Raw genomic sequence first — 19,347 nt, 5'->3', positions numbered from 1 at the left:
CAATCCTGCACTCGCCGGTTTAACGGTATCCAGCCGCCTGAAGTTCGAAGAGCTGCGCATACCGCCCGCCTTGCTGGAGCAGCTCGGTGTGGGTTCCGCTCTCCAGAATGCTGCCGTTTTCGAGGACAAGGATGCGATCCGCCATCCGGACGGTCGAGAAGCGATGCGAAATGAGAACCGCCGTCGTATTTTCGGCCAGGCTCTTGAACCGGGAAAAAACCTCCGCCTCCGATTTGGCATCCAAGGCCGCTGTCGGCTCATCGAGGATCACCAGCTCGGCATTCCGCATATAGGCTCGCGCGATAGCGAGCTTCTGCCATTCGCCACCGGAGAGATCGCGCCCCTTGTTGAACAGACGCCCGAGCGGCTGTTCGTATTTGAGCGGCAACTTGCTGATGACGGCGTCGGCAAGGCTCAGTTCGGCGGCGCCCTCGATCCTCTCCATGTCGGTCCGCGCCTCGATGCGTCCGACACCGATGTTGTCTGCGGCAGTGAAGCTGTAGCGCGTGAAATCCTGGAAGATGACCCCGACATGGGCGTGGATCTCGGCGATGTCCATTTGCCGAAGATCTACGCCATCGACGGTGATCCGACCTTCGTCGGGATCGTAGAGGCGCGTCAGAAGCTTGACGATCGTCGTCTTGCCAGCTCCGTTCTCGCCGACCAGCGCAAGGGTCTCGCCGCCACGTAATGTGAAGCTGAGGCCCCGGACGGCCCATATGTCGGTATCCGGATATCGAAACCCGACGTCGTCGAAAACGATGCCATCGCGTATCGGCTGAGGAAAGGGTTTTGGATCGACAGGTGAACTGATCGTCGGCTTGATTTCAAAAAACGAAAAGAGATCGTCGAGATACAGCGATTGCCCGGCGATCTGCGTGAACCCGAGGAGTATCTTCTGGAAAAGGCCATTGAGCCGCAGGAACGCTCCGGCGAGAAATGCGAGGTCACCGATCGAAAATACACCAACGATGGTCTGCCAGACGATATAGGCGTAGGCCCCGTAGTAGGTCAGGGTGCTGATCGCGGCGAGCAGTGATCCCCAGATCGCCCGGTGAATCGATAGCGTTCGTGTTTCTGCAAATATCGTCTCGGACAGCGATTTGAAACGGTCGACGAGGTACGTCCCGAGGCCGAAGAGCTTCATCTCCTTCGCGGTGCCGGCGCTGGCACCGATGAAACGAATGTATTCGAGCTGCCGACGCTCCGGTGTCCGGCCGCGCGTGAGGTCGTAAGACCTGATGTTGAAGCGCGTTTCTCCCCAGACGGCCGGAACGAAGGATAGCGCCAGCAGCAGAATGAGCCACGGTGCATAGGCCACCAGCCCGGCGGCCAGCGTGGCGACGGTAATCATGTCCTGGGCCTGCCCGAACATCTGCGGCAACAACGCATTGCGACCGGCCGCCTGCCGTCGGGCGCGCTCCAGCCTATCCTGATATTCCGGGCTTTCGAAGTGACGCAGGTCGAGCTTTGCAGCATGCTGCATCAGCTCGACGCTCACCGTATTGGAATGACGCTCGCCGAGGATAGAATCGACCAGCGTCGTTGCCCGCGTCAGCAGGTCGAGAGCGAAAACAAGTGCGAATTCCAGCGCCAGCAGCGGAAGAATGACGTTCAGCCGCCCGCTGGCCCACCACTCCGAGAGACTTGATGAGGCGGAATGGGTTGCGGCCAGGCGCACCACTTCGTCAATGATGAGCTTGCCGACATAGAGGGCGAGGACCGGCTGGAGGGCGCGCACGAGCCTCAAGCACATGCTGGCAAGCGTCAGCCATCGGCTCGTTCTCCAGATTTGGGCGACAAGCCGCGCAAGAAGCCGCAGATTGCCCAGCTTGTCGCGGAGGCGGCTGCCGGATGATCCCGGTCCGCCAGCGGGGCCGGCGGGTTCAGACGCTTTCAAACCGGCAGCTTCGCCAGGACGAGACGTCACCTTTGACGGCGCTCTCAAGAGCGTTCGATCGTTTTCGCCGCGGCATCCAGCGCGCTGGCGATAATTTCAGCCGAATGGTCTTCCAGCGGACCGCGAAGCCGAAGTCGCAGAGCCAGCTTGACGTTTTCCATGGCTCGAATGATCGCCGCAGAGACAAGCGTGACGCCATCGCCACGCGCAGTCCCGACGCGTGCGACGAGGTCGTCTGCGGACGCTCTGTTGGCGATGAGAAATGCCTCGCCTTCGGAGGTGATGCGATATCGCTTCCGGCCAGGCTGGTCGATGTCGATGGTGGCGTAACCCATGTCCTCAAGCCATGCGAGGGTCGGATAGATTACGCCCGGGCTCGGCGAATAGCTGCCGCCCATGCGCTCCTCGATAGCTTTCATGAGGTCATAGCCATGCGAGGGATTGTCGGCAATCATCGTGAGAAGGAGGAGGCGCAGCTCCCCGTAATCGAAAGGACGTTTGCCCTCCCTGCCCCCGTGATGTCGGTGATGCTTGCTGTGGTGCCCGTGATGGCGACCGCCGTCGTGAGATTTGTTGTCCATGTTCCCGATATAGATCTCGATATATCGGGATTCAAGATTAAACGACCCTCTGCCGGGACCCGATTTCTGCGGTGATGTATTCGGCCAGCTTCTCGTCGGCCTCGCGGATGAACTTGGTCAACGCTCCACGGGTGAAGTTGCGATCCTTGTTGTTGACCGCTTTGATCCGCGCGCTATCGACCCCCAAGAGTTCGCGCCCGAAAAACCAAGCTGGCGCACAGGACGACGAACTCTCGGAAGACCTGCTTGAAGGCCGACCGGTTCACGCGGCGGAAAGGCGATGGTGCGGAAGTCCGGCTTCACGTGCCGCAGCAGCCAGATCACCTCGATGTTGCGATGGGCTTCTGCCTTCTGCCTCCAGTCGCCGACTCGAACGCACCCGGTTGATATAGCCGTACACGTAGAGCTTCAAAAGGTCGGCCGGATCATAACCCAGACGGCCGGTCTCCTTCGCGGCCACCTGTACAAAGCCTGCGGCAGCAAGATCGAGGCCATCCACGAAAGCCTTGATGAAGCGGACCGGGTTATCCGGCTCCACGTAATCGTCCATTGCTTCGGGCAGAAGCAACAATTGAGCGCGATCTGATCCTGAGAGATATGCCATGGCAAATTCTATCACGGAACCTTATTCTCTGGAATCTAGAGTCAAGTTTTCGTACCCTCCGTGAGATTTCCGCGATGATCTCTTGGAGGTATGATGCCACAATGGCCATGGCGAAATAGGCGGTCAGATGTCGACGAGTATGGTCGGAGTTCGCTTTGGCACTATGCTGCCGAGGGGAATCTTGTCGCGCTAGAAAATGAACTACGTAGCACTGACGATGTTTCCGCTGCCGATAAGGACGGATTCACAGCCTTACACGTAGCCGCTCAGAATGGGCACATTCCGATTGTTAGGAAACTGCTTGCTGCTGGCGCAGAGGTCAACGTTCTAGACTGTTACGGAAATGGACCGCTATGGACTGCAAGCAGGCAGGCGAGCTTGGCTATTGCAACAGAGCAGGCATTCGAAATTGCAGCGCTGCTGTTGAGAAGTGGGGCCAATCCGCATCATGTCAACAATGCCGGACGATCGCCCGTGATATGGGCGACCAGGAGTACCAAACTGCGAGAAACATATATTGCAGCAGGTGTGCCGGTCCCGACTAATCGAGAGTAGCGTTTTAGGACGGTCTGCAAGAGTTTCGCGACGCGGGACACACGTCGGGATGCGATCAGTCTTGCCTTACATGGCACGGCCTTCGAACGAGGCCAGTTGCAGCATGACGAGGGTGTCGGCGCTCTGCGTCTGGAGCGCCTCGCCATCTTCTTCCTGCCTGATGGAGCCGTAGCTGGCGTTTCCGCCTTCGGCGTATTGGGTCTGCGCGGCCTGCCTGCCGGACACAAAATTCCGGTCGGATTTGTACGGACCGCCTGTCTCAGTGTGGGGGTTGGACATGATGTGCTCCGAGAATTGCTTTGGGCTCGTAACGGGCTTGGCTTCTGATCGTTCCGTCATTCACGGCAATCAGCAGCGATTTGCGCCGCCGGTGCCGTGAGACGCTCTTTGCGATTGCGACTATTCGGGCTTCAGGCCACTTCCGCTTTCTGGTTTGGAAAAATAACCCAAATTTGGTCGCTCCTGCCACTCAACATTGTGTCGATTTTTCACCGGATTTACCGCAAGCTGATCACGAGCAAAGCCGTGGTCGCCTCTTTGCCTCGATAATAACACGCCGACCGCGCCCCAAGGATTTTCCCATGAAAAAATTGCTTCTCGTCGCCTCCGCCATGGCTTTCGCCTTCCCGCTTCTTGCCCAGGCGGAAACGCTGAAATTTCCGAGCGATGCACCGATTGCGTCCGTTACCATTCCCCATAGCTGGGCGCCGAAAGAAACCGAGACCGGCATCGATGCGACCTCCGACGACTCTGCAGTCTACTTCTCGATCGACGTCGCAGACGAGAAATCCTCCGACAAGGTCGTCAGCGATGCGATCGATTTCCTGACGAAGAGCGGCGTCAAGATCGATCCTGCAACCCAGAAGGACGAGGGCGACAACACCATCAACGGCATGAAGATGTCGACGCTCGGTTGGCAGGGCACCGACAATGATGGTGCCGTCGATGTGGAACTCGCCTTCCTGTCGCCTGTACCCGGCAAGCTGCTTGTCGTCACCTACTGGGGATCGAAGGATTCCGGCAGCAAGCACGACAAGGAGCTGACGTCGATCCTTTCGTCGCTGGTCGCCGTCAAATAGCGCCAAGCCGATAGACCTTGCCCCCGGGACACCGCAATAGCGTTGCCTCGGGGCTGGCGACCGGGATACCCCTCACCCGCAGCGGCGCGCACGCCGGTTGCGAGAGGCCAGACGTGCATCTGGCGCAACACTCCCATCAAATTCGTGACAAGGCCGCTAATGATAATTTGCTTTTATCGACTTTGACGGTAAAGCCGTGGGTGGGACAGACGGGAACGGCGCGGGACAGCGGCTTTTCCGACAGTCAATGCGCGAGAACGAGCTCAAGGACGATACGATGAACATCCGCATGTTTTCTGCGGCAGGGCTGATGATGGCCCTCGCCGGATGCACGACCGTTTCGAACGTTGCCACCATTCCGATGATGAAGGCCAATCCCGTTCAGGACTATTGGTCTGGCAGATCTGCCGGCAAGTTCTTTGCCGCCTACGGCCCTCCGATCTCCGACCATGACGACGGCGGCGGCCGGGTCTACAACTGGCGTGGCGGGTACAAGAAGGTCCGCGTCGAGACCAAGACTGCCGATGGAGCGCCGGGCAAGCCAGCCCGCACCGTCAATCTCAGCTGCAAGGCTGACATAACCACCTCGTCGGACTACGTTATCCGCTCGATCCGCATCGTTGGCGACATGCCCGGCGTGAACGGCCCATCTTATTGCGCCGAACTGCTCATCCCGACACCTCCTGCCGCCGCCAGCTAGTACACTGCCGACAGGATGGACATGGCGCAGGCGGCTCCAGGCCGCCTGTTTGCATTTTCGGGCTGTGCGGGGCGGCACCCCAGCGTGCCGGCTTGAACAACCCTGGCGCGATGCCCACCTTCATCCCTGAACGCTATCCGGCAAGCCTATCGTCCTGCCCCAGAACCATCAGAGTACGCCCATGACATCGATCGAACTTGGCCTTGATACTTTCGGCGACGTCACTTCGTCTGCCGACGGCGTGCCGCTCACCCATGCGCAGGTGCTGCGCAATGTCGTCGAGGAGGCCGTGCTGGCCGACACTCTGGGCATCGACTTCATCGGAATCGGCGAGCATCACCGCGCCGACTTTGCCGTGTCCGCTCCCGAAATCCTGCTGGCTGCTGCGGCCGTGCGCACGACGCGCATCCGGCTCGGCTCGGCGGTCACCGTGCTTTCCTCCGACGACCCTATCCGGGTGTTCCAGCGCTTCTCGTCCATCAACGCACTCTCGAACGGGCGCGCGGAGGTCATTCTCGGGCGCGGTTCGTTTACCGAGTCGTTTCCGCTCTTCGGCTTTGCGCTGCGCGACTACGAAACCCTGTTCGAGGAAAAGTTGGAGATTTTCGCAGCGCTGGTCTCGCAGAAGTCGGTCAGCTGGAAGGGCACTATCCGCCCGCCGCTGACCAACCAGCAGGTCTTTCCGCCGATCGAGACGGGGTCGTTGCGGACATGGATCGGTGTCGGGGGAAGCCCTGAGTCTGTCGTGCGCGCGGCACGCCACAACCTTCCCCTGATGCTGGCGATCATTGGCGGCGACCCGAAACGTTTCGTGCCTTATGTCGACCTCTCGAAGCGTGTCTATGACCAACTGAAGCTGCCGATGCAAGCGATCGGCGTGCACTCGCCGGGCTATGTCGCCGACACGGACGAGCAGGCGCGGGCCGAATTCTGGCCGGACTACAAGCGCATGCGCGATCAGATCGGTGCGGAACGAGGCTGGCCGCCGATGGAGGCATCGGAGTTCCGCCAGGAAATCGACCACGGCTCGCTCTATGTCGGCTCGCCGGAGACTGTGGCGCGCAAGATCGCTGCAACGATCAAGGTGCTTGATGTCAGCCGCTTCGACCTCAAATACAGCGCAGGCCCGCTTCCCCACGAAAAGCTGATGCGCTGCATCGAACTCTACGGCACCAGGGTTGCACCGACGGTCCGCGATCTGCTCGCCTGACGGTGATGCAGCAGGGCAGTGATTTGCCCTGCATTGCCGCTGAGTTTACATGGCTGCAGCGACCAGGCTCGTCAAAGCCTTGCGGCCGGTGCGGTAGACGAGGCTCGGCGCATCCATTGCCCTGCCGAGAAGACCCGGCTCCCTCTCCTGAAAACTGACCGTTTCCACCAGCGTGTCCCCCTCTTGCGGGAATGCGGCGGGCACCTGCGGCGCGGCGACGTGGCCGACGATCAGCGGATCCTTCGTTTCGCAGCCCGGCAGGCAGCTCTCGAAGCTGACGGTACCGGCGCTGGCGACGACCGCCTCCCTCACCGCCCGCTTGGCGGGGACGGGCGTATGCCGGGGAGCCGAATCCGCCGCTGCTACGGCGCGGAAGGTGGGGATCGGAATATTCGCGACGACGGGCGCTGCTGCCGGACTGGCATCGATCGCCGCCTGCGCCACGGAGACACCGGGGTTTACCACGACGCCGGGAAGCACTATCGCAACTCTCGGCGCATTGTTCATCGGTGCGGCGGCCAGCTCTTCCGAACCGTTACGGTGGGTCACATAGATGACGGCCGCCAGGGCGCCGCACATGACGAGCGAAAATCCTGCCCGCGCGACGATGTCGCTGCCGGCCCTGTACCAGGTCTGCTGCTGCGAAGTCATGATTCTCTCCGTGGCTGTTTCAGTTGCCCTATAGAGACCCTGAATTGCGGCAGGGGTTTTGTCGGAAAGAGTCCTTTCGCGGGCAGTTTATGTAACTATGTTCGCCACAGATTTTTGATTGCGTCCGGAAGCAGGCAAGGCTGGCGGATCTTTTCGATCCCGGGCGGCGGCCTATATGCGTCCACCACAGACTTTCGATAAAGAGGATTGGCCAGATGAGACCTCGCGTTATTTGCCTCATGCTCACATCGCCGGATGGCAGCTTGCATCCGAGCCGTTGGACGACAAGCCCGGATGGGAGCCGCTCCGACTGGTCGGCGCTTTATGAGAAGGTCCACAAGGCACACGATGCCAATGCCTGGATGGTCGGGCGCGTGACGATGGCCGAGATTTCCAAGGCCGGCGCCCATCCGCCAGCGGCACCCTTCGATGTCAGGCGGCCGCATCACTTCGCCAATACCGCCGCCACGAGTTTCGCGATTGCGCTTGACCGCTCCGGCAAGCTGCATTTTTCCAGCGACGCGCTCTATGGAGACCATGTCGTCGTGCTGCTCGGACGCGACGTGCCCGACAGCCATCTGGCCGAACTCACCGCCGACGGCGTCTCCTATGTCGTGTCGGAAACGCCCGAAATGGACATCGGCGCGATGCTCGACCTCATCGGCCGCGAACTCGGCATCACCCGCATTTTGCTGGAAGGCGGTGCTGCCGTGAATGGCTCGCTGATGGCTGCCGGACTGGTGGACGAACTCAGTTTCGTCGTTGCGCCGGCGCTTGAGGCACGCGAAGGCAGCGACCGCATCATCGCCTACGGCGAGGAAGGCCTGACGGGGAAAGCCGAGCTCTCGCTGATCTCCTGCGAACCCCTCGGCCACGGCGCATTGCATCTGCGCTATGCGGTAAAGCGGCCGCAGTGAGGACGGCTGGTCTCCAGCCCGTCACCTTGCATTGCTGACATCACCGCAAAGCGGCCTCTCAGAACCGGCCAATCCTCCGGATCACGAGGGACGGCGCGAAGGGGCTGGCACGTCGGGTACGATTTCTGTGGGCCACGTTCTGATCTCGTGGACCTGGCCGGGGATCTGGTCGCGCAGATAGGTCTCCTGGCCCGGCAAGCCCATCGGGTAAAGCGCATCGCGACTGGTCTCATAGGCTGCTGCTTTGGCCGTGCAGAGGCGGATACGCATGTCCTCCGGTGCGATATCGGTGCGATTTTGGACATCGTCGACGGGTCCTGACGGAGACAGCCGGCCCTCGAAGGCCTGCGTCAGATACAGCGCCGCCCGTTCGTTGCGCTCCCGCTCCGTCGTGGCGCCGAGAAGGACCACCATCACACGCCGCCCGTTCCGCGTGGCCAGCCCGACATAGTTTCGACCTGAAGCACAGAGGAAGCCGGTCTTCATGCCGATCGTGCCATTGAAGCTGGTAAGCAACGCATTGTTGGACTTGATCTCCTTGCCATCGATCGTCACAGCCGTCGCTGCGAAGAAGCGCCGGTACTCGGGAAACATCTGGTCGATCTCCATTCCCAAGATCGCAAGATCGCGTGCGGTAGTATAGTTTTTCCGGTCGAACAGGCCGTTGGGACTGGAAAAGTGGGTGCCGGTCATTTTGAGGCGCACGGCCTCCGCGTTCATGCGCTGGACGAACGACGCCTCATCAGGCGCCACCGCTTCGGAAAGGGCGACGGCGACATCGTTGGCCGATGCCGTGAGCGCCGCAAACAGCGCGTCCTCAAGCGTCATCGTTCGCCCAAGGGTCAGGCCGGATTCGAGAAAAGCCTGCTTCGTGGCATTGCGCGTCATGACCACAGGTGTCGTAAGGCTGACCTGACCGGCGCGCAGGGCTTCGAAAACAACCAGCGCCGTCATCAGCTTGGTCGTCGAGGCCGGATACCATGGCGCGCCTGCGTCCTCCTGGTACAGGACCTGGCGTGTTGCCGTATCGACAACCAGCACCGGCGTGGCACTGGCCGGCGCACTTGCGAAAAGGCAAGCAACCAACACCCAGGCCGTCCACCGCCTTGCCGCCAACAGCGCTCCGATCATAAACCCGCCTCCTGCACAAAGATCTCCTCATGCCATGATGAGCGATGCGGACACAAGAGTTTGGTGACGACCGAGGGCATGGCGATGGGTTACAGACGAAGTCTGGAGTGGACTGGCCGCATCTCCCGGAGCGGCGAAAGCAGGAAATTCCGATGCGGCAATAACATCGGCAAAACGATTGCGGACATTGCCTTCTATAGCTATGATAAACATCATCTATTTATCGGAAAAGAAAGCGGCAAAATGGCTTCGCTTGCAAGCATGGAACCGTTGCTTCCTGACAGCAACCGGGAACTGGAAGACCTGGCAATCGAGCTGACATCGGCAGCCAGTCGTTTTGCCGCGCGACTGCATCCGGTTTTGCGCGCATCGGTTGGCGATTTGGTTCGCTCGATGAACTGCTACTATTCGAACCTCATCGAGGGACATAACACGCTACCAATCGATATCGATCGTGCGATGGCCGGCGAGTATGCGGCGGAGACTGAAAAGAGAAACCTGCAGCTCGAAGCACGCGCGCACATAGAGGTCCAGCAGCTCATCGACCACGGTGACATGCCGTTCCCGGTCCTGTCCGTGGCGGGAATCTGCTGGCTTCACGGCGAATTCTGCCGTCGCCTGCCGGACGAGTTGCTGATCGTCGCAAATCCTGACACCGGCGAGGAAATCAGAATGGTCCCCGGTGAGCTTCGGACGCGGCATGTCAGGGTTGGCGACCATATTGCGCCGGAACCCGCGATGATCGCGCCATTGCTTCATCGTTTTGTCGAAGCCTATTCCATGAATATGCTTTCCAAGCTTCAGAAGATCATCGGCGTCGGAGCATCCCATCATCGCCTCGCCTGGATTCATCCCTTCTTCGACGGCAACGGTCGCGTCACCCGCTTGTTTTCACATGCGCTGCTGCGGGACCTCGGAATAGGCTCGGAACTCTGGTCCGTGTCGCGCGGACTTGCACGAAACGTTGATGACTACAAACGCCTGCTGGCGCGGGCGGATCAGCCACGCCGCGGCGACCTCGATGGTCGAGGTAACCTTACACAGGCAGGCCTGACCGATTTCACCACGTTCTTCCTCTCGTGCTGCGTCGATCAGGTGACCTTCATGGAGGGATTGCTTCAGCCCGAAGAGTTACTGAACCGGATCGAAGTCTGGTGTGCCGAGGAAGTGCAGATTCAGCGCCTGCCCAAGGGTAGTTGGCCGCTGCTGCGCGAAGCGGTGCTGGCAGGAGAATTTTCCCGATCCCAGGCGCAGGCGCTCACCGGCTACCAGGAGAGACAAGCGCGTACGGTTCTGACCGGCCTGCTTGAACGGGGCATGCTGGTATCCGATAGCCCCAAGGGCAAAGTCCGCCTCGGCTTCCCACTCGATGTCATCGAGCGATGGCTTCCAAGTCTCTACCCTGCTGTTCGTTAGTGTTACGCTAGAATGGGTCTCAATTTTCTGGCTGGGGCGCCTGGATTCGAACCAGGGTATGACGGCATCAAAGGCCGTTGCCTTACCGCTTGGCGACGCCCCAGCATGGTCGGGCGACCGTGTCGCCGAACCGAGGCCTGATTAGCAAAGCGGAGCCGCCGTCACAATCACTAAGTTTTGCAAGGCAGCATATTTTTCTGATGTTCGGGGGGCGCTATGCTAGGGCGGGAGGGGAAACGTACTATGGATCGTTCGGCCTGCTCCGGGCGAAAACTGGCAGAGTGACATGGCAAGCCCCGATTTCGACCGCTCCTTCGATCCCGGCTATGGCCGTGGTGTGCCTGTGGCTCCCGGCGTCGAGCGGCTGACGGTCGAAAATCCCAACGCCTTCACCTTTCATGGGACCAACAGCTATATCGTCGGCGCCGGATCATCGGTCGCGGTCATCGACCCCGGGCCGGACAGTGCTGCCCATTTCAAAACGCTGATGGCGGTGCTTGCCGGCCGCACCGTCAGCCATATCCTTGTCAGCCATACCCACCGCGACCACTCGCCGCTGGCACGGCGACTGCAGCAGGAAACGGGCGCGCTTACCGTCGGACAGGGACCGCACTGGGCCGCACGCCCGCTGCATGAGGGCGAAATCAATCCCTTCGCTGAGAGTGCCGACATGGATTTCGTGCCCGATATCACGGTGGCCGACGACGAGACGATTTTCGGTGACGGCTTTGCGCTGACGGCGCTTTTGACGCCCGGCCACTGTGCCAACCATGCCTGCTTTGCGCTGGAAGGATCCGGCATCGTGTTTTCGGCCGATCACGTCATGGCCTGGGCCACCAGCGTGGTAGCCCCGCCCGATGGGGCGATGGCCGATTACATGGCTTCGCTCGAGCGCTTGCTGTCGCGCGACGACAAGATCTTCTTTCCCGGCCATGGCGGGCCGGTGCGAGAACCGGCCTCTTTCATGCGCGGCCTGCGCACGCACCGGCGGATGCGCGAAAGGGCGATCCATGAGCGCATCAAGGCCGGCGACCGGCTGATTTCCGACATGGTGCGGGCAATCTACCGCGATACCGATGTTCGCCTGCATGGCGCCGCTGCGCTTTCCGTGCTGGCGCATCTGGAAGATCTGGTGGAGAAGGGAGTGGTCGCAACCGACGGCCCGCCGTCCCTGCTCGGCACCTACCGCCCGGCCGCCTGAGGCTCACACATATTGGCCCGCACAAAAAGGATGACCATGGCGCGCACAAGAGACTTCAGCTATCGCGACGATGCTGCCGTTCCCGATTTCGACGACGGACGGCCGATCATCGTCTTCGACGGCCATTGTGTGTTCTGTTCGGCCTGGGTTCGCTTCGTCCTCAACCAGGACCGCAGGGATCGCTACCGGTTCATCGCCGCGCAGACGCCGCTCGGCGATGCGCTCTATAGGCATTACGGCCTCGAGACCCGCGATTACGAGACGAACATGCTGCTCGAGAACGGTCGTGCCTATCTGAAATCCGATGCGACGCTGCGCGTGCTGGCCGGGCTCGGCCTGCCGTGGTCGCTGGCCGGCGTGGCGCGCATCGTTCCACGCGGATGGCGCGATAGGCTCTATGGCTTCATAGCCCGACACCGCCTCGATATCGCCGGTCGCCTCGAAAGCTGCTATGTGCCAACGCCGCAGGAGCGGGCGCGGTTCCTGTCATAGCGCTTAGTTACCGGCGATGCCGAGAAGCTCCGCATCCAGCGCCTTCAGATAGGCCTCGGCCACGCCGGCGCTGACGCCCAGATCATGGGCGCCGTAGCGCGATGCGATGCGGATATCGACCAGCGTCGTCTCAGCCTCCTCGTGCAGGCGGATGACCACGTCGAGCGGCAGGCCGATGATTTTCGTCCGTGTCTCGCCCTGCAGCGTCACGTCGGTGACACGCTGTATCAGCGCGGCGATCGGGTCCTCTCCTTCCAGCACGCCCTCCGGCCGCTTCATCGGGATGGGGCCGATATCGGGCGCCATGACAATCGGCCCGCCACGCTGCGGCTTGACCGGCAGGTCGTCGATGGTGGGGTCGCGGATCTCCGTGCCTTCGGCCCTGACGAAGGCGATGCCGCGTTGTCGCGCGACTTTCCGCACCGCCAGCAGCACACGGTCCATCGCCCCCTCGTAGCGCCGGCCCGTCAGCTCCGGATAGGCTACGCCCTGCGCCTCGCGGGTGGCGGGCGTGATCCTTGCGTCCCTTGAAAGCCAGAGCGCATCGACGCGCGGCTGGGCAAGCCAGGCCGGCGGATTGGCAAGGTCGGTGGTCACGTCGAAAAGCTGCGGACGGGTGACGTATCGTTGCGTCGCAAGGCCAAGCAGCGCCAGCGGCAGGGCGGCATAGACCAGCGCCTTCATCGACGAGACACCGGCAACCGCGCCGGTTCTCCAGAGCTGCGCCAGGCCGATGACAGCCAGAAGCACTGCCACGGCTGCAAGAGCTGCCGACACCAGCAGGAAAAGGGCGAGATAGGGCGTGGTCAACGGCCCGAAGCGATGGTCGAGCAACGCCAGGATGCACAGCACCAGCGCGAAGGCGGCGACCAGTCGCGCCGCTTTTGCAGCACCGGAGATAGGTCGATCGAAACGAATGGTCATCGGGGGCTCATCGGATCGGCGGCCGGAAAGGACAGTATCGAGCCTCTGTTTAGAGCACGGTTCTGGTAAACGAAACGCCTCGCATCGTCACTTCCGTCCCTTGATCGTCGCCTGGGCGGCCGCAAGCCTTGCGATGGGCACGCGAAATGGCGAGCAGGAGACATAGTCGAGATCGATCGATTCGCAAAAATGGATCGAGGCGGGATCGCCGCCATGTTCGCCGCAGATGCCGAGCTTGATGTCGCCCCGGGTGCGCCGGCCGCGCTCCGTGGCAATCTGGATCAGCTCGCCAACCCCATCGAAATCCAGCGAGATGAACGGGTCGCGCTCGATGATCCCCTTGCGCTGATAGGTGGGGATGAAGGCGGCGGCATCGTCTCGCGACATGCCGAAGGTCGTCTGGGTAAGATCGTTGGTGCCGAAGGAGAAGAATTCGGCAGCCTCGGCGATGACGTGGGCCCTGAGGGCTGCGCGCGGCAATTCGATCATCGTGCCGACGAGATAGTCGATGCTCATGCCCGCCTCGCCCATCACTGCGGCGGCAACCGCATCGATGCACGCCTTGACGTAGTCGAGCTCGGACTTGAGACCGACCAGCGGCACCATGATTTCCGGCACCACCGCAGCCCCGGTCGCGCGCGCCGCTGCGACCGCCGCCTCGAAGATAGCCCGGGCCTGCATCTCGACGATTTCGGGGTGGGAAATCGCCAGCCGGCAGCCGCGATGGCCGAGCATCGGGTTGAATTCATGCAGCGCATCGACCCGCTGGCGCAGGAAGACCGGCGATATGTTCATGGCGGCGGCGACTTCGGCGATCTCGGCGTCGGTCTTCGGCAGGAATTCGTGCAGCGGCGGATCGAGCAGGCGGATGGTAACGGGCAGACCGTGCATGATCGCGAACAGCTCGGTGAAATCCGAGCGCTGCATCGGCAGCAGCTTGTCGAGGGCGGTGCGTCGTCCGGCCTCGTTTTCGGCAAGGATCATCTCGCGCATCACATGGATCCGGTCGCCCTCGAAGAACATGTGCTCGGTGCGGCAAAGGCCTATGCCTTCGGCGCCGAACGCCCGTGCGGCGCGCGCATCGGCCGGCGTGTCGGCATTGGTGCGCACCGTCATGCGACGTGTTCCGTCGGCCCAGGCCATGATGCGGGCGAAATCGCCAGAGAGAGCCGGCTGGGTCATAGGCACCGCGCCCTTGACGACGTGACCAGCCGAACCGTCGATGGTGATGATGTCGCCACGTCCGAACGACATGCCGGCGGCGATCAGCCGCTCGTTGCGGACATCGAGGCGGAGATTGCCGGCGCCGACGACGCAAGGGATTCCCATGCCCCGCGCCACCACGGCCGCATGGCTGGTCATGCCGCCGCGCGTGGTGAGGATGCCCTCTGCCGCGTGCATGCCGTGGATATCTTCCGGGCTGGTCTCGACGCGCACGAGGATGACCTTGCGGCCTTCCGCCCTTGCAGCCACCGCTTCATCGGCGGAAAAGACGATAGCGCCGGTGGCAGCGCCGGGCGATGCCGGCAGGCCGTTGCCGATGACTTCGCGATAGACGCGCGGATCGATGGTCGGATGCAACAGCTGGTCGAGCGTCGAGGGATCGATGCGGATAACGGCCTCGTCCTCGCTGATGATGCCCTCCGCGACCATATCGACGGCGACCTTCATCGCCGCCTGCGTCGTGCGCTTGGCGACGCGGGTCTGCAGCATCCAAAGCTTGCCGCGCTCGACGGTGAATTCGATGTCCTGCATGTCGCGGTAATGAGCCTCGAGCTCGGCGCAGATGCGGCTGAAGCTGGCGAAGGCTGCCGGCATCAGCTTTTCCATCGACGGGCGGTCGGAGCCGGAGGCGATGCGGCCAGCCTCGGTGAGGCTCTGCGGCGTGCGGATGCCGGCGACCACATCCTCGCCTTGCGCCTTGACCAGGAATTCGCCGTAGAGCTCCTTGTCGCCGGTGGACGGATTGCGCGTGAAGGCGACGCCGGTTGCCGATTCGTCGCCGAGATTGCCGAACACCATCGCCTGGATGGTGACGGCGGTGCCCCAGGCTTCCGGAATATTGTGCAGCAGCCGATAGGTGGCGGCGCGCGGGTTCATCCAGCTGGCAAAGACGGCGCCGACCGCACCCCAGAGCTGGTCATGCGGATTCTGCGGAAAGGTCTTGCCGAAATCCTCCTCGATGACGGCCTTGTAGCGGACGACCACCGCCTGCCACTCGCCGGCTGTCAGATCGGTATCGAATTCGTGACCGAGCCGGCCCTTCTCGTCCTCGAGGATTTCCTCGAAAACCTCATTGTCGATGCCCATGACGACATCGGCATACATCTGGATGAAGCGGCGATAGCTGTCCCAGGCAAAGCGCGGATCGCTGGAATCGATTGCCAGCGCCTCGACTGCCTCGTCGTTGAGGCCGAGATTGAGCACGGTATCCATCATGCCTGGCATGGAGGCGCGGGCACCGGAGCGCACCGACACCAGCAGCGGACGCTCGGCGCCGCCAAACCGTCGCCCGGCAATCGCCTCCATCTGTGCAAGGCCCGCCATGACCTCGCGCTTCATCTCGTCAGGAAAATTGCGGCCATTGCCGAGGTACAGGCAGCAGGCATCGGCAATGATGGTGAGCCCCGGCGGCACAGGCAGGCCGAGGTTGCACATTTCCGCCAGATTGGCACCCTTGCCGCCCAGAAGCTCGGGATCGCCGGCCCGGCCTTCCGCCTTGCCGTCGCCGAATGTGTAAACCCACTTGACCATTGCGCACGCCCCTCAAAGGCCAATCGTAATCGATCCCCGAAGAATTGAAAGGCGACAAATACGGCAGAATGTTGCGATGCGGTATAAAAGATGGTCGCAGCAGCTTCGGGCACGAGGAAGATAACAGGATGCGGTCCCCGCAAACTGCGCTTATCTCATTCTCAAGCAGTTTTTAGAGCATCGAGGTCGCCATTTTCGAGCGCGACCAAGTTCGCTTCGATTTTTTCGACCGGCCAATCCCACCACGCAATATCCAGAAGCGCGCTGATGACTTCTTCGGGGTATCGCATCCGAATGACCGCGGCAGGGTTTCCTCCTACAACGGCGTAAGGTGGAACGTCTCGAACGACCACGGACGCAGCAGCGATGATCGCTCCAGCGCCGATGTGCACACCCGGCATGATAGCAGCATTATGGCCGATCCATACGTCATGCCCGACAACGGTATCCTTCACCGGCAGATCTTTGTATCCGAAGGTCTCGGGGCTAAAGATACGGAATGGATAGGTTGTGAGGCCCGCCATCGGATGGTTGGCTGAACTGGTGATAAAATAGGCACCTCTCGCGATCTGGACAAACTTGCCGATGATCAGCTTCTCGCGGACGCTATGCCCGAGGTAGGGAGCAAGTATTTCGGCAGTGTCTTCAGGCTTGCCGGAGTGCGTAAAATAGCTGTACTCGCCGATCTCCATGCGCGGATGGCTGACAACGTTTTTAAGATAGACAGTATCGCGATACAAAGTTCCGTCAGGCAGAGTGATGGGATTGATTGCATTCGCATCGAGAAGAGGCATATGGACACCGTTCAGTACGAGGCCAGCGCGGTAGGAGCCGCAATGTTATTTTCCACGACCGAGGAAATCCATCGCGCCACCAAAATGCTTTCATCAATAATCTGAATAGCGATCCTACAGCGTCGCCAGACGCAGTCCGCAGCGACAAACCGTCCGCCTCCCGACTAAATCTCGATCCCGCTCGAACGAAACGGCGTCCGCCGGGTTAACTGGTGCTATCAACGCACGAGGAAAACCCAATGAAGTCCATTATAGTGACCGGATTAGCCATCGCCGCATTGACGACATCGGCCTTTGCCCAGACGGCTTCGCCGCAGCCGGCGCCGCCTGTCCCTCCGGCAGCACAGGAAAAAATGGCGCCACCGCCGCATTCCGCAGTGCCGGAAGTCATGAGTGACGCGAACGATGCTCCACCACCGCCAATGCCAGGTCGCGATGCGCCGCCACCGCCGCCGCCCGGCCCTCGCGAGATGGGCCGCGAGATGGGTATGAGCGGGCACCACCGTCCGCCACCGCCACCGTCGAAGGCCGCACATTTCCGGATCGAGGACGGTCGGACGAAGATCGATGTCAAATGCGCGGACGACGAACCGACCAAGGTCTGCTCGGATACGCTGATGCAGATCATCGAAAAGATGAGCGGCTCGTCTGACCGATCCAACGACGACCAGTACTGAGCACAAGCGCCCGGCTTGCTCCAAGGCGAGCCAGAAGCACGAGCCAGAAGCATTGGAACACTGTCGGGCTCAGCCGGCGGTGTTCTTTTTTTGACATCGACCTCTCAGCCCACCATGCGTACCTTGTCGGTCGATTTGAACGACGCTTTTGCGGCGAATGCCTAGCCATGCCGGCAGTGAAGATTGTTTCGCGTCAGTCCTGTGCACTGACATCGCTCCATCATCTACCTTCGCGGGCGACGCAGCGTCGAGGCAAATCCTACAGTCCCAGCGACTCCTGCCACTTCTCGGGGACATGTGCCTGGGCGGTGCCGCGCTGGGTCTGTTTTGCAGCATAAAGGGCGACGTCGGCGCGTTGCACCAGATCGCTGCGGCTGGTGACCGTGTCGTCCAGCCAGCATATCCCGATACTGCCGGAGATGTGCAGCAGCCCCTTCCCCTTGGTGACGGTGTGCCTCAGGTCGGAAAGCAAACGCGAGAGCAGGTTTTCGAAGTCGGCGACATCGGCCGGGTCCGAAACGACGACGACGAACTCGTCGCCGCCAAGCCGCGCGACAAAGCAGCGGGAGAGATACGGTGCTTTTAGCCGCTCGCCGATGAGACGCAGAAGGTCGTCTCCGGCAAGATGGCCGCATTGATCGTTGATCGCCTTGAAACCATCGAGGTCGATCAGCAGCAGTGCTAGAGTTTCATTGTGCGCCCGCGCATGATCCAGCCGCTCGTCGAGAACGAGGTTGAATTGCGCCCTGTTTGCCAGCTGGGTCAGATCGTCGGTTCCGGCGATGCGGCGGAGCGACTGCTCCATATGGTATCGAGCCGTGACGTCCTGAAAGACGCCGATCAGTGCCACCGGCGTGCCATCGCGGATCTCGACTTCACCGAGGCATCGCACCCTGCGGGCATTGGCTTTTGCCGTGATGAAGTCGGTCTCGACTTCGAAGGGTTCGCCTGTCTGGAGTGCCCGCTCGATGGCGGCAGAGACGGTTTCGCGGGCATGCGGCGGATAAAAATCCAATGCCTTTTCAAGCGGCGGCATCTGGCCCACCGGCAACTCGTGAATGGCGAAAACCTGATCGGACCACTCTGCCCGATTTTTGCCGAGAACCAGCCGCCATGAGCCGATGTTGGCCATGCGCTCGGCCTGTTTGAGCTGTCTTTGCTCGCGGTAGAGACTGCGGACGAGGCCTTCGCTTTCATCGGCAATCTGCGCGGTGAAAAGTGCGGTCAGTCGTGCATCGATGATCGATTCCACCAGATGCGCAATATCTGCGATGGAAGCAAGTTCTTCCGCACTGAGGACACGCGTCTTTTCGTCGACGACGCACACGGTGCCGATCGCCACGGACACATCGCTGCCGTAGGAGATTTTAGCGCGTATCGGCACGCCGGCATAAAAACGAATGTGAGGCGCACCTTTCACAAGCGGATGTTCTGCGAAACGCGGATCAACACTGGCATCCGGCACGATCAACGGCTCTTCCAGCGCGACCGCAGTCGAGCAGAACGAATGTTCGCGCGGTGTATCGGTAAACTGTACGCCGGCACTCGCCTTGAACAACAGGCGATCGGAGCCGACGAGAGAAAGCAGGGCGACGCTGCAGCCGAGGGTGCGTCGCGCCATCGAGACCAGCACATCGAAGTCACGTTCGGCCACTGGATCCAGCAAACCCAGCATCTCCAGCGTTTCGAGCCTGAGCCGCTCGGAGTCGAGCCTTCCTTCCTCTTTTGGTTTAACGCAATGATTTTTCATGCAAAAACACT

20 protein-coding genes and 1 tRNA gene are annotated in these 19,347 nt (G+C 61.2%); 9 read left to right on the top strand and 12 right to left on the bottom strand.

The features are described 5' to 3' along the window. Positions 1–19: 19 nt before the first annotated feature. The 4 genes from J5274_RS08720 to J5274_RS28765 form a co-directional block, all read right to left on the bottom strand. Positions 20–1,930, bottom strand: a complete 1,911-nt coding sequence (locus tag J5274_RS08720) for an ABC transporter ATP-binding protein (protein WP_307877637.1) — start codon at positions 1,928–1,930, stop codon at positions 20–22. Between the two features lie 14 nt (positions 1,931–1,944). Further along, positions 1,945–2,481, bottom strand: a complete 537-nt coding sequence (locus tag J5274_RS08715; protein WP_142824251.1) for a PadR family transcriptional regulator — start codon at positions 2,479–2,481, stop codon at positions 1,945–1,947. 37 nt (positions 2,482–2,518) lie between these two features. Continuing rightward, positions 2,519–2,668 (bottom strand): hypothetical protein, encoded by a 150-nt coding sequence (locus J5274_RS28770; protein ID WP_224128070.1) that lies wholly within the window; start codon positions 2,666–2,668, stop codon positions 2,519–2,521. 75 nt (positions 2,669–2,743) lie between these two features. Next, a complete protein-coding gene (locus J5274_RS28765) occupies positions 2,744–3,085 on the bottom strand; it encodes a transposase (protein WP_224140283.1) in 342 nt (113 codons plus the stop codon). Positions 3,086–3,175: 90 nt separating this feature from the next. Here J5274_RS28765 and J5274_RS29335 point away from each other — a divergent pair, with 90 nt between their 5' ends. After that, the gene (locus tag J5274_RS29335) at positions 3,176–3,640 is read left to right on the top strand and encodes an ankyrin repeat domain-containing protein (protein WP_142824250.1); all 465 of its coding nucleotides are present in this window, start codon (positions 3,176–3,178) and stop codon (positions 3,638–3,640) included. A 66-nt stretch (positions 3,641–3,706) separates the two neighbouring features. Here the strand turns inward: J5274_RS29335 and J5274_RS08700 are convergent, their stop codons facing one another. Then, the gene (locus tag J5274_RS08700) at positions 3,707–3,919 is read right to left on the bottom strand and encodes a hypothetical protein (protein ID WP_142824249.1); all 213 of its coding nucleotides are present in this window, start codon (positions 3,917–3,919) and stop codon (positions 3,707–3,709) included. Positions 3,920–4,221: 302 nt separating this feature from the next. Here J5274_RS08700 and J5274_RS08695 point away from each other — a divergent pair, with 302 nt between their 5' ends. The 3 genes from J5274_RS08695 (at position 4,222) to J5274_RS08685 (ending at position 6,629) form a co-directional block, all read left to right on the top strand. After that, positions 4,222–4,719, top strand: coding sequence for a histidine kinase (locus J5274_RS08695; protein WP_142824248.1), 498 nt, complete (start codon positions 4,222–4,224; stop codon positions 4,717–4,719). Between the two features lie 247 nt (positions 4,720–4,966). Next, positions 4,967–5,419: a hypothetical protein gene (locus tag J5274_RS08690; protein WP_224128074.1), complete on the top strand. Its 453-nt coding sequence runs from the start codon at positions 4,967–4,969 to the stop codon at positions 5,417–5,419. Between the two features lie 181 nt (positions 5,420–5,600). Then, positions 5,601–6,629 (top strand): LLM class flavin-dependent oxidoreductase, encoded by a 1,029-nt coding sequence (locus J5274_RS08685; protein WP_142824247.1) that lies wholly within the window; start codon positions 5,601–5,603, stop codon positions 6,627–6,629. A 45-nt stretch (positions 6,630–6,674) separates the two neighbouring features. On the opposite strand, the gene J5274_RS08680 is transcribed toward J5274_RS08685, so the two are convergent. Further along, positions 6,675–7,280: a hypothetical protein gene (locus J5274_RS08680; protein ID WP_142829213.1), complete on the bottom strand. Its 606-nt coding sequence runs from the start codon at positions 7,278–7,280 to the stop codon at positions 6,675–6,677. Between the two features lie 215 nt (positions 7,281–7,495). Between J5274_RS08680 and J5274_RS08675 the strand changes: the two genes are divergently transcribed. Further along, on the top strand, positions 7,496–8,197 hold the full coding sequence (locus J5274_RS08675; RefSeq protein ID WP_142824245.1) for a RibD family protein: 702 nt from the start codon (positions 7,496–7,498) through the stop codon (positions 8,195–8,197). Positions 8,198–8,278: 81 nt separating this feature from the next. On the opposite strand, the gene J5274_RS28760 is transcribed toward J5274_RS08675, so the two are convergent. Further along, complete coding sequence (locus J5274_RS28760; RefSeq protein ID WP_224128076.1) at positions 8,279–9,328, bottom strand: D-alanyl-D-alanine carboxypeptidase family protein; 1,050 nt, start codon at positions 9,326–9,328, stop codon at positions 8,279–8,281. Positions 9,329–9,391: 63 nt separating this feature from the next. Between J5274_RS28760 and J5274_RS08665 the strand changes: the two genes are divergently transcribed. Then, positions 9,392–10,744, top strand: a complete 1,353-nt coding sequence (locus J5274_RS08665; RefSeq protein WP_224128094.1) for a Fic family protein — start codon at positions 9,392–9,394, stop codon at positions 10,742–10,744. Between the two features lie 28 nt (positions 10,745–10,772). On the opposite strand, the gene J5274_RS08660 is transcribed toward J5274_RS08665, so the two are convergent. After that, positions 10,773–10,847 (bottom strand) — tRNA-Gln (locus J5274_RS08660). Between the two features lie 183 nt (positions 10,848–11,030). Between J5274_RS08660 and J5274_RS08655 the strand changes: the two genes are divergently transcribed. Both J5274_RS08655 and J5274_RS08650 read left to right on the top strand, forming a co-directional pair. Next, entirely contained in the window at positions 11,031–11,945 is a 915-nt protein-coding gene (locus J5274_RS08655; protein ID WP_219274922.1) for an MBL fold metallo-hydrolase, read from the top strand. A gap of 30 nt (positions 11,946–11,975) precedes the next feature. Beyond that, complete coding sequence (locus tag J5274_RS08650) at positions 11,976–12,437, top strand: thiol-disulfide oxidoreductase DCC family protein (protein WP_142824472.1); 462 nt, start codon at positions 11,976–11,978, stop codon at positions 12,435–12,437. 3 nt (positions 12,438–12,440) lie between these two features. On the opposite strand, the gene J5274_RS08645 is transcribed toward J5274_RS08650, so the two are convergent. From J5274_RS08645 to J5274_RS08635, 3 genes are all read right to left on the bottom strand, one after another. After that, on the bottom strand, positions 12,441–13,361 hold the full coding sequence (locus tag J5274_RS08645; RefSeq protein WP_142824243.1) for a DUF1499 domain-containing protein: 921 nt from the start codon (positions 13,359–13,361) through the stop codon (positions 12,441–12,443). A gap of 87 nt (positions 13,362–13,448) precedes the next feature. Continuing rightward, a complete protein-coding gene (gene ppdK / locus J5274_RS08640; protein WP_142824242.1) occupies positions 13,449–16,115 on the bottom strand; it encodes a pyruvate, phosphate dikinase in 2,667 nt (888 codons plus the stop codon). 161 nt (positions 16,116–16,276) lie between these two features. Further along, positions 16,277–16,909: a CatB-related O-acetyltransferase gene (locus J5274_RS08635; protein WP_142824241.1), complete on the bottom strand. Its 633-nt coding sequence runs from the start codon at positions 16,907–16,909 to the stop codon at positions 16,277–16,279. Between the two features lie 239 nt (positions 16,910–17,148). On the opposite strand from J5274_RS08635, the gene J5274_RS08630 reads away from it, so the two are divergent. Then, positions 17,149–17,586 carry a hypothetical protein gene (locus tag J5274_RS08630; RefSeq protein ID WP_142829214.1) on the top strand — a complete coding sequence of 146 codons (438 nt, stop codon included), beginning with the start codon at positions 17,149–17,151 and terminating at the stop codon, positions 17,584–17,586. Positions 17,587–17,845: 259 nt separating this feature from the next. Here the strand turns inward: J5274_RS08630 and J5274_RS08625 are convergent, their stop codons facing one another. Beyond that, the gene (locus J5274_RS08625) at positions 17,846–19,336 is read right to left on the bottom strand and encodes a diguanylate cyclase domain-containing protein (protein ID WP_142824239.1); all 1,491 of its coding nucleotides are present in this window, start codon (positions 19,334–19,336) and stop codon (positions 17,846–17,848) included. Positions 19,337–19,347 lie beyond the last annotated feature (11 nt).

It is taken from the genome of Rhizobium sp. L51/94, from assembly GCF_019355555.1.
GTDB lineage: Bacteria > Pseudomonadota > Alphaproteobacteria > Rhizobiales > Rhizobiaceae > Rhizobium > Rhizobium rhododendri.
Note: the sequence above shows the minus strand (reverse complement) of the source record. Positions and strands in the feature narration are given on the sequence as shown.

Bases quoted from the DNA above. Each gene is read 5' to 3' on its own strand.
- J5274_RS08690 (WP_224128074.1), top strand. From the start codon at position 4,967: ATGCGCGAGAACGAGCTCAAGGACGATACGATGAACATCCGCATGTTT.
- J5274_RS08685 (WP_142824247.1), top strand. From the start codon at position 5,601: ATGACATCGATCGAACTTGGCCTTGATACTTTCGGCGACGTCACTTCG.
- J5274_RS08625 (WP_142824239.1), bottom strand. From the start codon at position 19,336: ATGAAAAATCATTGCGTTAAACCAAAAGAGGAAGGAAGGCTCGACTCC.
- J5274_RS08630 (WP_142829214.1), top strand. From the start codon at position 17,149: ATGAAGTCCATTATAGTGACCGGATTAGCCATCGCCGCATTGACGACA.
- J5274_RS08645 (WP_142824243.1), bottom strand. From the start codon at position 13,361: ATGACCATTCGTTTCGATCGACCTATCTCCGGTGCTGCAAAAGCGGCG.
- J5274_RS08700 (WP_142824249.1), bottom strand. From the start codon at position 3,919: ATGTCCAACCCCCACACTGAGACAGGCGGTCCGTACAAATCCGACCGG.
- J5274_RS08635 (WP_142824241.1), bottom strand. From the start codon at position 16,909: ATGCCTCTTCTCGATGCGAATGCAATCAATCCCATCACTCTGCCTGAC.
- J5274_RS28760 (WP_224128076.1), bottom strand. From the start codon at position 9,328: ATGATCGGAGCGCTGTTGGCGGCAAGGCGGTGGACGGCCTGGGTGTTG.
- J5274_RS08695 (WP_142824248.1), top strand. From the start codon at position 4,222: ATGAAAAAATTGCTTCTCGTCGCCTCCGCCATGGCTTTCGCCTTCCCG.
- J5274_RS08650 (WP_142824472.1), top strand. From the start codon at position 11,976: ATGACCATGGCGCGCACAAGAGACTTCAGCTATCGCGACGATGCTGCC.
- J5274_RS08680 (WP_142829213.1), bottom strand. From the start codon at position 7,280: ATGACTTCGCAGCAGCAGACCTGGTACAGGGCCGGCAGCGACATCGTC.
- J5274_RS28765 (WP_224140283.1), bottom strand. From the start codon at position 3,085: ATGGCATATCTCTCAGGATCAGATCGCGCTCAATTGTTGCTTCTGCCC.
- J5274_RS08655 (WP_219274922.1), top strand. From the start codon at position 11,031: ATGGCAAGCCCCGATTTCGACCGCTCCTTCGATCCCGGCTATGGCCGT.
- ppdK (WP_142824242.1), bottom strand. From the start codon at position 16,115: ATGGTCAAGTGGGTTTACACATTCGGCGACGGCAAGGCGGAAGGCCGG.
- J5274_RS08675 (WP_142824245.1), top strand. From the start codon at position 7,496: ATGAGACCTCGCGTTATTTGCCTCATGCTCACATCGCCGGATGGCAGC.
- J5274_RS29335 (WP_142824250.1), top strand. From the start codon at position 3,176: ATGATGCCACAATGGCCATGGCGAAATAGGCGGTCAGATGTCGACGAG.
- J5274_RS08715 (WP_142824251.1), bottom strand. From the start codon at position 2,481: ATGGACAACAAATCTCACGACGGCGGTCGCCATCACGGGCACCACAGC.